The organism is Labrenzia sp. THAF35 (assembly GCF_009363595.1).
Taxonomy (GTDB): domain Bacteria; phylum Pseudomonadota; class Alphaproteobacteria; order Rhizobiales; family Stappiaceae; genus Roseibium; species Roseibium algicola.
In genome coordinates, this window is sequence record NZ_CP045380.1 from 733,306 (window position 1) to 746,147 (window position 12,842).

Annotated in this window: 10 protein-coding genes; 1 reads left to right on the plus strand and 9 read right to left on the minus strand. The window is 59.9% G+C overall.

Annotated elements, in window-relative coordinates:
- Positions 1-24: 24 nt before the first annotated feature.
- The 7 genes from FIU93_RS03410 to zapE form a co-directional block, all read right to left on the minus strand.
- On the minus strand, positions 25-639 hold the full coding sequence (locus tag FIU93_RS03410; protein ID WP_022999012.1) for a LysE family translocator: 615 nt from the start codon (positions 637-639) through the stop codon (positions 25-27).
- A 136-nt stretch (positions 640-775) separates the two neighbouring features.
- Positions 776-2,302 (minus strand): 2-oxoglutarate dehydrogenase complex dihydrolipoyllysine-residue succinyltransferase, encoded by a 1,527-nt coding sequence (gene odhB, locus FIU93_RS03415; protein ID WP_055657191.1) that lies wholly within the window; start codon positions 2,300-2,302, stop codon positions 776-778.
- Positions 2,303-2,366: 64 nt separating this feature from the next.
- On the minus strand, positions 2,367-5,354 hold the full coding sequence (locus tag FIU93_RS03420) for a 2-oxoglutarate dehydrogenase E1 component (protein WP_022999014.1): 2,988 nt from the start codon (positions 5,352-5,354) through the stop codon (positions 2,367-2,369).
- 206 nt (positions 5,355-5,560) lie between these two features.
- Entirely contained in the window at positions 5,561-6,469 is a 909-nt protein-coding gene (sucD, locus tag FIU93_RS03425; RefSeq protein WP_022999015.1) for a succinate--CoA ligase subunit alpha, read from the minus strand.
- Positions 6,470-6,802: 333 nt separating this feature from the next.
- Positions 6,803-7,996 carry an ADP-forming succinate--CoA ligase subunit beta gene (gene sucC / locus FIU93_RS03430; RefSeq protein WP_022999017.1) on the minus strand — a complete coding sequence of 398 codons (1,194 nt, stop codon included), beginning with the start codon at positions 7,994-7,996 and terminating at the stop codon, positions 6,803-6,805.
- A 75-nt stretch (positions 7,997-8,071) separates the two neighbouring features.
- Positions 8,072-9,034, minus strand: coding sequence for a malate dehydrogenase (gene mdh, locus FIU93_RS03435; RefSeq protein WP_022999018.1), 963 nt, complete (start codon positions 9,032-9,034; stop codon positions 8,072-8,074).
- 173 nt (positions 9,035-9,207) lie between these two features.
- On the minus strand, positions 9,208-10,365 hold the full coding sequence (zapE, locus tag FIU93_RS03440) for a cell division protein ZapE (protein ID WP_152507485.1): 1,158 nt from the start codon (positions 10,363-10,365) through the stop codon (positions 9,208-9,210).
- 172 nt (positions 10,366-10,537) lie between these two features.
- Between zapE and FIU93_RS03445 the strand changes: the two genes are divergently transcribed.
- Positions 10,538-11,095 (plus strand): GrpB family protein, encoded by a 558-nt coding sequence (locus FIU93_RS03445; RefSeq protein ID WP_152504827.1) that lies wholly within the window; start codon positions 10,538-10,540, stop codon positions 11,093-11,095.
- 301 nt (positions 11,096-11,396) lie between these two features.
- Here FIU93_RS03445 and FIU93_RS03450 read toward each other — a convergent pair whose 3' ends face one another.
- Both FIU93_RS03450 and FIU93_RS03455 read right to left on the minus strand, forming a co-directional pair.
- Positions 11,397-12,179, minus strand: coding sequence for a hypothetical protein (locus FIU93_RS03450; RefSeq protein ID WP_022999021.1), 783 nt, complete (start codon positions 12,177-12,179; stop codon positions 11,397-11,399).
- A gap of 74 nt (positions 12,180-12,253) precedes the next feature.
- Positions 12,254-12,775 (minus strand): protease inhibitor Inh/omp19 family protein, encoded by a 522-nt coding sequence (locus FIU93_RS03455; protein ID WP_152504828.1) that lies wholly within the window; start codon positions 12,773-12,775, stop codon positions 12,254-12,256.
- Between the last annotated feature and the right edge of the window lie 67 nt (positions 12,776-12,842).

Consider the following 12,842-nt stretch of genomic DNA (forward strand, 5'->3'; position numbering starts at 1 on the left):
CACACCGTGTCGGCGATGATCCGATTATTGCTCCGCCAGAGCCAGTCGCAAGCCGAACCCGGCGAAGGTTGCAGCCACGGTCCGGCGCATCCAGACCATCACGCGATCGCTCTTCAACACCTTCTCGCCGACCAGTGAAGCAAACGCGCCATAGATGACAAAGACAACGAAGGTCATTGCCATGAAGACGCCGCCCATCAGCAGCATGTCGAGCGTTGGATTGACGGCATCATGGCTGACGAATTGCGGCAGGAAGGCGAGGAAGAATACCGTCAGCTTGGGATTGAGGATGTTGATCAGGAAGCCGGTGCGCGCCGTTGCAAGGAAACTCTTGCGCGATCCCCTGTCGGCTTTCAGTTCCATCGGTCCGCTGTCTTTCAGCGTCTGCCAGGCAAGGTAGAGAAGATAGGCGACACCGGCGTATTTCACGCCCTGGAATACCAGGGCACTGGTGTGCATCAGCGCCGCCAGGCCCACGACGGACGCCAGAATTGCGGGAATGATACCGAGGGTGCAGCCGAAGGCCGCGGCAACGGATGCCTGACGGCCTCTGCCAAGTCCGACGGCAACCGTATAAACAACACCGGTGCCCGGAACGAGCACCACGACAAGAGCAGTAATCAGAAATTCCAGGCTCACAATGCGGCTCCTCCTGGGCCAGACCGACGGGCATTCAACCGCGAGAGCTGGAACGCCGCTGGCCAGGCAACCTTAAAATGTCCGGGCACCCTGCCGGGGCGTTCCCGGCAAGGCACTCGCAAGGCACTGAACCGGATCAGAGATCCAGAACCAGACGCTGCGGATCTTCCAGGCTTTCCTTGACGCGAACCAGGAAGGTCACGGCTTCCTTGCCGTCGACAATCCGGTGGTCATAGGAGAGCGCCAGATACATCATCGGGCGGATCACCACCTGGCCGTTCACAGCCATCGGACGTTCCTGGATCTTGTGCATGCCCAGGATACCGGACTGCGGCGCGTTGAGGATCGGCGAAGACATCAGCGAACCATACACCCCGCCATTGGAGATGGTGAAGGTGCCGCCGGACATATCAGCCATGCCCAGCTTGCCGTCGCGCGCCTTGCGGCCGAGATTGCCGATTTCCTGCTCGATCTCTGCAATGGACATCTGGTCCGCGTCGCGCACAACCGGGACCACAAGGCCCTTGTCCGTGCCGACGGCGACGCCGATGTGGCAGAAGTTCTTGTAGATGATGTCGGTGCCGTCGATCTCGGCATTGACCGCCGGGATCTCTTTCAGCGCATGGGTCACCGCCTTGGTGAAGAAGCCCATGAAGCCGAGCTTGACGCCGTGTTTCTTCTCAAACAGGTCCTTGTACTGCTTGCGCAGTTCCATGACCGGGCCCATATCCACTTCGTTGTAGGTGGTAAGCATGGCCGCGGAGTTCTGTGCGTCCTTCAGGCGGCGCGCAATGGTCTGGCGCAGCTTGGTCATGCGAACGCGTTCTTCGCGAATTTCGTCCTGGGCGGCAACCGGGCCACGGGCAACGGGAGCAGCCGACGGGGCTGACGACGAAGAGGTTGCACCGGAGGCAATCGCGTTGATGACGTCTTCCTTCAGCACCTGACCACGCTTGCCGGACCCGGCAACCTGGTCGGCAGAAAGGTTGTTTTCAGCCATCATCTTCTGAGCAGACGGAGCCGGCGGCATGGAAGACCCACCGCTTGCGGCCGGAGCGGACGCAGCCGGTGCCGGTGCAGCGGCTGCCGGAGCAGCAGCAGCACCTTCGCCTGACGGATCGATCTGGCAGAGCAGAACGCCGGGCTCAACGGTCGTACCGGTTTCGACTGCGATCTTGACGATGGTGCCGGCAACGGGGGCCGGAACTTCCTGGGCTGCCTTGTCGGTTTCCAGTTCCACCAGCGTGTCGTCGGCCTTGACGACGTCACCGACCTTCACGCTCCATTCGCCGACTTCCGCCTCGGTGACGGATTCGCCCGCGCTCGGTGTGACGACATCGACCAGCTGGGCCTTTTCGGATTTGGTTTCGGCCTTGGCGTCAGCCTTTGCCGGAGCCGCTTCAGCCTTCGCGGCCGGAGCACCGGCGCCTTCTGCGATCTGACCGAGCAGGGCGCCGACCTCAACGGTGTCGCCTTCCTTGACCACGATGCTTTCCAGCGTGCCCGCGGCCGGTGCCGGAACTTCGACGGTTACCTTGTCGGTTTCCAGTTCCACAAGGGGCTCGTCCTGGCTGACGGCGTCGCCCGGTTTCTTGAACCACTGCGCAATAGTCGCTTCGGAAACGGATTCACCCAGCGTGGGGACGCGAATTTCGGTTGCCATGGTCGCCTTCTCTTAAAATTACCTGGCCAAATTTTTGAAAGAGGGCCCGAAGGCCCTCTTGTGACTAACTTCCCAGAGCCTCTTCGAGGAACGCCTGCAACTGCGCCAGATGCGAGGACATCAGGCCGGTTGCGGTCGATGCCATCGCATTGCGGCCAGCATAGCGCGGGCGCTTGTGCTTGGCGTCGATCTGCTCCAGGACCCATTCGATGTAGGACTCGACGAAGAACCAGCTGCCCATGTTCTTGGGCTCTTCCTGACACCAGACCATTTCGGCCTGCGGGAAGCGCGCCAGTTCCAGCATCAGCGCCTTTTTCGGGAACGGATAGAGCTGTTCGACGCGGAGCAGGTAGACGTCGTTGACGCCGCGCTTTTCACGCTCTTCGAACAGATCGTAGTAGACCTTGCCCGAGCACATCACGACGCGCCGGATCTTGTCGTCTGAAACCAGCTTGCCTTCCGAATTCAGGTTCGGCCCCCAGTCGTCCCACAATAGACGGTGGAAGGAGGACTCCGGACCCAGTTCCTGCAGCGTGGATACCGCCTTCTTGTGACGCAGCAAGGATTTCGGCGTCATGAGGATAAGCGGCTTGCGGATATCACGGCGCAGCTGACGACGCAGGATGTGGAAGTAGTTCGACGGCGTCGAACAGTTCGCAACCTGCATGTTGTCTTCGGCGCAAAGCTGGAGGTAACGCTCCAGACGGGCGGAAGAGTGCTCAGGTCCCTGACCTTCGTAGCCATGCGGCAGCAGGCAGACGAGGCCGGACATGCGCAGCCACTTGCGCTCACCTGAAGAGATGAACTGGTCGAACACCACCTGGGCGCCGTTGGCGAAATCGCCGAACTGCGCTTCCCAAAGGGTTAGAGCACGCGGCTCTGCCAGCGAATAGCCATATTCGAAGCCGAGCACGGCTTCTTCCGAGAGCATCGAGTTGATGACCTCGTAGCGCTGCTGATCGGGAGAGACGTTGTTGAGCGGAATGTAACGGCTCTCGTCTTCCTGATCGTACAGGACCGAATGGCGCTGCGAGAACGTGCCGCGTTCGCAATCCTGACCGGACAGGCGCACCGGGTGGCCTTCCTTCAGCAGCGAACCGAAGGCAAGCGCTTCAGCGGTTGCCCAGTCGATGCCTTCGCCGGTCTCGATCATGCGCTCACGCTGGTTCATGAAGCGCGCGATCGTGCGGTGGATGTTGAAACCGTCCGGCACGTGGGTCAGAGCCCGGCCGATCGACTTCAGTTCATCCATTGGCAGACCGGTTTCACCGCGACGCGGATCGTCCTCGTCGTCGGCCCGTTTCATGCCTGCCCACTTGCCGTCCAGCCAGTCGGCCTTGTTCGGCTTGAAGGCCTGACCGGCATCGAACTCGTCGTCCAGATGCTTGCGCCAGTCGGCTTTCATGTGCTCGACTTCGTCCTGTGTCAGAACACCTTCCTTGATCAGGCGTTCCGAGTAGAGCTGCAGCGTCGTCGCATGCTTGCGGATCTTGCGGTACATGATCGGCTGCGTGAACGCCGGCTCGTCGCCCTCGTTGTGGCCGAAGCGGCGATAGCAGATCATGTCGATGACCACCGGACGATGGAACGTCTGGCGATATTCAATCGCGATCTTGGCCGCAAAGACGACGGCTTCCGGATCATCCGCGTTGACGTGGAAGATCGGCGCCTCGATCACCTTCGCCATATCCGACGGATAGGGCGAAGACCGCGAGAAGCGCGGGTTGGTGGTGAAGCCGATCTGGTTGTTGATGATCACATGGACCGAACCGCCGGTGCGGTGGCCACGCAGCGCGGACAGGCCAAAGCATTCCGCAACAACACCCTGGCCGGCGAATGCGGCGTCGCCGTGCAGCAGCAGCGGCAGAACCGTGCCGCGGTCGATTTCGGTCGTGTCGACGAAGTTGCCGTTCTCGTCGGCAGCCAGCTGATCCTGCTTGGCGCGCGCCTTGCCCAGAACCACCGGGTTGACGATTTCCAGGTGCGAGGGGTTTGCCGTCAGCGACAGGTGCACGTCGTTGCCGTCGAACGTCCGGTCGGAAGACGCGCCGAGGTGATACTTCACATCGCCGGAGCCTTCCACATCGTCCGGCGCGTAGGAGCCGCCCTTGAACTCGTGGAAGATTGCCCGGTGCGGCTTGGCCATCACCTGGGAAAGCACGTTCAGGCGGCCACGGTGGGCCATGCCGAACACGATTTCCTTAAGGCCCATCGAGCCGCCGCGTTTGATGATCTGTTCCAGCGCCGGGATCAGCGCTTCACCACCATCCAGGCCGAAGCGCTTGGTGCCGGTGTATTTTACGTCCAGAAACTTTTCGAAACCTTCGGCTTCGACCAGCTTGTTCAGGATCGCCTTCTTGCCTTCCGTAGTGAAGGCAACCTGCTTGTCCGGACCTTCAATGCGCTCCTGGATCCAGGCCTTGGCCGCCGGATCGGAGATATGCATGAACTCGACACCCAGCGTCGAGCAATAGGTCCGCTTCAGGATGTCCATCATCTCGCGGATGGTGGCGTATTCCAGACCCAGAACATGGTCGATGAAGATCTTGTGGTCCCAGTCGGCTTCGGTAAAGCCGTAGGACGAGGGATGCAGTTCCTCGTGGTCGCCCTTGCCGGCCAGGCCGAGGGGGTCGAGATCTGCATGAAGATGGCCGCGCATGCGATAGGCGCGGATCATCATCAGGGCGCGAACGGAATCGCGGGTCGCCTGATGAACTTCCTGATCCGAAACCGGCTCGCCCTTGGCTTCAGCCTTCTTCTTCAGTTTGTCGCCGAGCTTCTGCTCAATCGGGCCCCAGTTGCCGTCGAATGCATTGACGAGGTCGCCATTGGCCTCGATCGGCCAGTCCTTGCGTTTCCAGGTCGCCCCGCGAGCCTCTTTCAGCACGGCTTCCTTCTCGTCCTGGAAGGCCGCAAAGAAGTCCTGCCACTCGGCGTCGACCGAGCTCGGATCTGTCTTGTACTGTGCGTAGAGGTCTTCGATATAGGCTGCGTTGGCGCCGTAAAGCAACGACGTCAGTGCGAATACGTTGTTCGCTTCCTGCCGTGCCATGTCCTTTAGCGGAGGTATCCTCCGCCCTTTTGTTTAGGCGGGCCCGAAAAATTGACCCGCGGCCGGTTTCCCTACAATGGCCGATGGTTTCCACCGACCCCTCGAAAAATGGTTACGGCACGTCAACCGCGCCGGAACCCATCCTTTCATCATGCGACAGGAAACGTAAACAGTTTCCGTCCCCATCGCTAAAGATTCTTGCAGAATCAGCCCTTCAAGACTTCGAGAAGGGTCTCGCCGAGCTTCGCAGGAGACGGTGACACCTTGATGCCAGCAGCTTCCATCGCAGCGATCTTGTCTTCTGCACCGCCCTTGCCGCCTGAAATAACGGCACCGGCGTGGCCCATGGTGCGGCCCGGAGGCGCTGTCCGTCCGGCGATGAAACCAGCCATCGGCTTGGACCGGCCGCGCTTGGCTTCGTCCTTCAGGAACTGCGCCGCGTCTTCTTCCGCGGAGCCACCGATTTCGCCGATCATGATGATCGACTGGGTTTCGTCGTCGGCCAGGAACATTTCCAGGACGTCGATGAACTCGGTGCCCTTGACCGGGTCGCCACCGATGCCGACAGCCGTCGTCTGGCCGAGGCCGGCATTGGTGGTCTGGAAGACAGCTTCATAAGTAAGGGTGCCGGAGCGGGAAACAACACCGACGGAGCCTTTCTTGAAGATGGAGCCCGGCATGATGCCGATCTTGCATTCTTCCGGGGTCAGGATACCGGGGCAGTTCGGGCCGAGGAGGCGAGACTTGGATTTCTCCAGCTTGGCCTTGACCTTGACCATGTCGGCAACCGGGATGCCTTCGGTGATGCAGACGATGAACGGAACTTCCGCTTCGATGGCCTCGATGATCGCTGCGCCCGCGCCTGCCGGCGGAACGTAGATCACGGAGGCGTCGGCACCGGTTGCTTCCCTGGCTTCGCCAACGCTCGCAAAGATCGGCAGAGAGGCCGCGCTGTCGACACCGGAAGACCAGGTCTCGCCACCCTTTTTCGGGTGCACACCGGCGACCATCTTGGTGCCGTAATACTCAAGCGCCTGTTCGGTGTGGAACGTGCCGGTCTTGCCGGTCAGGCCCTGAACGATGATTTTCGTGTCTTTATTGACGAGGATAGACATCTATCATGTTTCCTTCGTATTGGCGGCACGCTGTCTAGACCGAGGTCCTGCAATGTAAATAACCAGAGATACAATGCAGGCAGCAGTCAGATTATATGCAACGGTAATGTAGGCTGCTCGAGCAATATCAAAGTCCTCCAGAAAATAGCTCATCCATACGACAAGGCACAAAACTGTTGAAACGGCGATAATCACTTTAGAAACCAAGACTTCCTTTCGAACCGTCCATTTTCTACGCCCAACAATGGCAACCCATAAAGTCATCAATGCCGGGCTATAGAGGAGCAGTAGGACCAAAAGCCCAAATACCATCTATATTGCGCGCCTCCGGGCTTAACCTTTAACCGCTTTCACGATTTTCTGGGCGGCGTCGTCGAGATCGTCAGCGGCGATCACGTTCAGACCGCTTTCGTTGATGATCTTCTTGCCGAGTTCCACGTTGGTGCCTTCCAGGCGAACAACGAGCGGAACCTGCAGGCCGACTTCCTTGACGGCTGCAACCACGCCTTCCGCGATCACGTCGCAGCGCATGATGCCACCGAAGATGTTGACGAGGATGCCCTTCACGTTCGGATCGGACGTGATGATCTTGAACGCGGCCGTCACCTTCTCCTTGGAAGCGCCACCGCCAACATCGAGGAAGTTGGCCGGCTCGGCGCCGTAGAGCTTGATGATGTCCATGGTCGCCATGGCAAGGCCGGCACCGTTGACCATGCAGCCGATGTCACCGTCGAGAGCGACATAGGCGAGGTCGTACTTGGAGGCCTCGATTTCCTTGTCGTCTTCCTCGGTGACGTCGCGCAGCTCCATGATGTCCGGATGACGGAACAGGGCGTTGCCGTCGAAGGAAACCTTGGCGTCCAGTACGCGCAGGCGGCCGTCCTTCATGACGATCAGCGGGTTGACTTCCAGAAGGCTCATGTCCTTCTCGACGAAAGCCGTGTGCAGGATCGGGAACAGCTTCATGCCGTCTTCGCGTGCCGCACCGGTCAGTTCCAGCGCGTCGCACAGCTTGGCGGCATCGGCTTCGGTCACACCGGTTTCCGGATCGATCGGCAGGGTGACGATCTTTTCGGGGGTTTCTTCGGCCACTGCTTCAATGTCCATGCCACCTTCGGTGGAGACAACGAAAGCCGGGCGGCCAACGGTCCGGTCGACCAGAATGGAGAGGTAAAGCTCACGCTCGATGTCGGCGCCGTCTTCGATGTAGAGACGGTTGACCACCTTGCCAGCGGCACCGGTCTGTTTGGTGACCAGCGTGTTGCCAAGCATTTCCTTGGCGTTGGACGTGACTTCGTCCAGCGAGAAAGCCAGACGGACACCGCCCTTGGCATCAGCGGACAGTTCCTTGAACTTGCCCTTGCCGCGGCCACCAGCGTGGATCTGCGACTTCACGACCCAGAGCGGGCCCGGAAGGCTCTTGGCGGCTGCTTCGGCTTCGTCGGCGGAGAAGATGGCAACGCCTTCGGCCACCGGTGCACCGTATTCCTTCAGAACGGCCTTGGCCTGGTATTCATGAATGTTCATGTGTTTCCCCCGTTGTCGGAGGACCGTTCTTCCCGGCAGGAAGAACGGCCGCAAATTCCCTTAGGCGGGCCCGGTTCAGGCGAGCGCCGGCTGAATTTTCTTGCAGGCCTCGACCAGACCGTCGACGGAAGCGACAGACTTGTCGAAGTTGGCCTTTTCGTCGCCCTGCAGGTCGATCTCGATGATGCGCTCGACGCCATCGGCGCCGATCACGACCGGAACGCCCACATAGGTGTCCTTCAGGCCGTACTGACCGTCGAGAGCAGCTGCACACGGCAGAACGCGCTTCTTGTCCTTCAGGTAGCTTTCGGCCATTGCGATGGCGGAAGCAGCAGGTGCGTAGAAAGCGGAGCCGGTCTTCAGGAGGCCGACGATCTCCGCGCCGCCGTCACGGGTGCGCTGGACGATTTCTTCCAGACGCTCGGCGGTGCACCAGCCCATCTTGACCAGATCGGTGAGCGGGATGCCGGCAACGGTGGAGTAGCGGGTCAGCGGCACCATGGTGTCGCCGTGGCCGCCGAGAACGAATGCGGTCACATCTTCGATGGAGACGTTGAACTCGTCTGCCAGGAAGTAACGGAAACGGGCGCTATCCAATACGCCTGCCATGCCGACGACCTTGTTCTTCGGCAGACCGGAGAACTTCTGCAGGGCCCAGACCATCGCGTCGAGCGGGTTGGTGATGCAGATGACGAATGCGTTCGGGGCATACTTTGCGATGCCGGCGCCAACCTGCTCCATAACCTTCAGGTTGATTTCCAGAAGGTCGTCGCGGCTCATGCCGGGTTTACGCGGAACACCGGCGGTCACGATGACAACGTCCGAGCCTTCGATGGCTTCGTAGCTGTTGGCACCCGCCATTTTGGCATCGAAGCCATCGACCGGGGAGGACTCGGCCAGATCGAGCGCCTTACCCTGCGGAACACCTTCCGCGATGTCGAAGAGCACGATGTCTCCCAGTTCCTTCAAACCTGCCAGATGTGCGAGCGTGCCGCCGATCTGACCAGAGCCGATCAAGGCAATCTTGTTCCGCGCCATTTCGAAAGTTTCCCTTTACGTAAGATGGAACTCCATGCCATCCTCTGATGACTGAGGATGGCACTACTCCCTTTGATCCGCCCGCGCAACCTCGCCAAAAGAATATTGCGCGATGCCGGACAAATTTTCTCAGATCTTCCCGTCTGCATAATTCACCTATAGGGAATGCAGACCTATGCGTGCACTTGTCGTCTTTCTCCCGCAAGGTACGCCTCGGACCGCATCTCGATCAACCGGGAGGCTGTCCGGTCGAATTCGAACGCTTCCGTGCCGTCCTCGCCGACGTATAGATCCTGCGGCTCGGCCTCAGCCGAGACCACCAGCTTGATTCCGTTATCGTAAAGCGTATCGATCAGATTGATGAAGCGCTTGGCTTCGTTGCGCCGCGCCTTGGACAGCACGGGCACGTTGTCCAGAAACACCGTGCCGAAGGCATGAGCGATGCGCAGATAATCACTCGCCCCCAACGGCTGCATGCACAGGTCGTCGAAGGTGAACCTGGCCGCTCCGGCCGCGACACAGGGAACGGCGATCTTGCGGCCCTTGTTCTCCAGCTCTTCGGAATGCGGTGTCATGCCGTGCGTCAGCTTGGCAAAGAGCTCATCCATCTGGGCGTTTGCACTCTCGCCCAGAGGCGTGACATAGACCGGCGCACCAGCAAGCTTCTCCAGCCGGTAATCCGTCGGACTGTCCAGATGCAGCACTTCCACCTTGGAGGTCAGCATCTTGATGAAGGGCAGGAACAGCTGGCGGTTGAGCCCGTCCTTGTAGAGGACAGACGGCTCGACGTTGGACGTGGCGACAACGATGACGCCGCGCTCGAAAAGCTGGGTGAACAGGCGGCCGAGGATCATGGCATCGGCAATGTCGGTCACCGAGAACTCATCAAACAGCAGCAGCCGCGTTTCTTCGGCAATCTGGCTCGCCACGGGCGGGATCGGATCATCACCCTTGACCTCGCCGCGCTTGTGCGCCTGGCGGTGGGCATGAATGCGCTCGTGCACATCGGTCATGAATTCGTGGAAATGCACACGCCTTTTGCGGCGGATGACCGTGACCTCGTAAAAGAGGTCCATCAGCATCGTCTTGCCGCGCCCGACACCGCCCCACATGTACAGCCCCTGTACGGAGGCCCAGAGCTGGTTCTTCTTGTTGGCGAACAGCCAGCCAAGTGAACTTTTCTTGGAGGCCAGGCGGGTTTCGGCAAGACGGGTGTTCAGGAGATCGAGCTGGCGCACCGCCTCCCGTTGCACGGGGTCTTCCTTGATCTCACCCGACGCGATGAGCGCGTCGTAGCGGGCGCTCAGGGCGCGGTTGACCGGCAGTTCCATCTTCAAGGGTGCTGCTCCCTCCATGAGAATTCATGGGGTCTTGGACGTATCTATTTGCACGGCGGAATAAGGTCAAAACGTCGCAGATGCAAGTCATGATATGGTTGCATACGATCACACATTCTTACGGATTTGTTTTTCAACCGTTTGAAATTTAAGGATTTCAGACCTCATGTCCATTCCGTTGCTCCCACATAATCCGGACTGGTTTCGCCAGGCTGACCTGCTGATCGACGACCTCGGACATCTCCTGGGAGCTAAGTCCCTGCGCCTGGACCATGTCGGGTCCACGGCCGTCCCTGGGCTGATTGCCAAACCCAAACTTCATGTCGATGTAACGCTTGCTCCCGGATTTTCACCGGCTGCACTCAGCAACGATCTCCTGCTGTATGGCTACCATGATCTCGGCGCCCGCTTTCGGGAAGACGAAGTGCAAATGACCCGGCCAGCCGAACCAGGCCCCCGGTCGAAGGAGAGGGAAAATCACGAGCTGATTATCGCGCATCGGCTGTGTCTGTGTGCATCCGATTGCCCCTCACCTGATCAGCGGCGCAAGTTTCGAGACCCCTTGCGCGGCGATGCCAGCCTTGCCGGGCGCTACGCCGCCCTGAAACGGAACCTTGCCCTCAAGGCCGGTTCGCCCCCCGACTGGGAAACATACAATTCCGGCAAGACATCCTTCATCGAAGGCGTGCTCTCAGGGGAAGGTATGCGACTGATCCAGCGATGATACTCCTTCCGGCGCCAGCATCACTGCCCCCCCTTAACGGAACACTGCACCCAGCCCGGTTCGCAATTCACTGATAATGGGTAGAAAAACACAGACCGAAGCTTGAGGAACTCGAAACAGGAAGGCAGCACGCCCTCTGAACAAACAGCGCCCGCAACCGGTGGGAGGGTTACGGGCGCAGGGCACAGGGAGGGGTCCTGTGCGGGAGGAACGCAATCATGAACGCCCAAACGGCTCGGCCTGACTGGACCCGGCCATCATGCCTGTGCCCGGCTGAGCGCAAAAGGCACTCAGACAACGCTTAGCGCAGGTAAAGGGCCGTCTTGCGACCGTTCTGGACTTCCTGAAGATAGAGCAGCTGGGCAACCAGATAACACTCGGACTGATCGTCCAGATTGGCCTTGCGGCCACGACCGTCGGTCAGCAGCCAGGCATTGCCGGACTTGACCACATCGCATTCGATCGGTGCGGCGGCATCAAAACCGGCCTTCTTGAACAGCTCCGTACCGACACGGCTGCCGGTATCGTCGTCCAGACCCTTCATCGCCATGCGCAGGCTGCGATAGGCCTTGTGAACCGATAAGGTTGCGACGATGGCAGTGACGACTTCGTCGCCTTCCATGGCCGCGAAGCGCACAACGCCGCCTTCCTGCGGAATGATGGAATTGGAACAGGGCGTGCGCTGGACATCGCCAAGCGTGGTCCATTCGGAGCGCAACGTCACGGTTGCAGGCTGACGAAGGGCTGCCATTTCCTTGGTGAGCCGCTTTTCTGCAGTTTTTTGCGGATTCTTGGCGGTCCGATCCATACGGGCGGACACCCCGGCCACGGTGCCGCCGATGCGCAACCGGCGGAAGACGATGACATCGCGCATGAGATCGGTTCGCTCTACCCGCCAGCCGGCATCAAGCCAGGCGTTCTGGTGAACGAGACTGCCGCCGGAATTTGCCCACCATGTCCGGTGTTCCCGGGCGCTCTTGGGCAGCGACGAGCCTATGATATCTTCGACTTCGTTCAGCTTGGCCGCCCAGACAACATCTTCCAGTCGTGCCAAGTGTTCCCGCAGTGGTTCATATTTTGACATTTGCACAGCCTTTCCGGTAGCTATGCAAATATACACCTATAGCGCGAGCTGTCCAGCATAAATACGGAGGGGCCTTAACGGTACAGCGAGATCGGCGATCCGGTAGAGGTCTGACCGTTGAACTGGCCGGAAGCGCTGGAGTAAAGCTGTGCAACGATCAGGCCGGTGCCGTCCTTCAGAACCACCTGATTGCCGCTCAGGTCCCATGCAGAGATCCCGGACAGTACAGGCGAAGCACAACCTCTGGTATTTGCACGGTAGCCGCCGGACCATGTTGTCAGCGTCATGAAGGCCATGCAGTTGTCGCCAGCGGAGGTGATTTTCCAGCCACCCAGAAGGTCTGTCCGGCCAACTTCCTTGGCATCGGCAGGCGCTGCAACCGGGTTGCTGGCCAGGTCGGTCGGCTGAGCCGACGGATCGTTGAGACCGCCGTCCGGCGCGTTGGGATCAAGCGGTGCAAGCTGTCCCGAGCCTACGGGTGTAGTCGGGGTCGCCGGCAGCGGTTCGGCATAATTCCGGCCTCCGGACAATCTCTGGCAACCAGCTGCCAGGACCACCAGGCCGACGATCAAAACAAACTTTCCCGCGCGCATCATGACGAATCAATCCCTCACCTTCGTCCCAATATGGGAGCAACTCTTAGCCCACAATTTGTCGAAAATC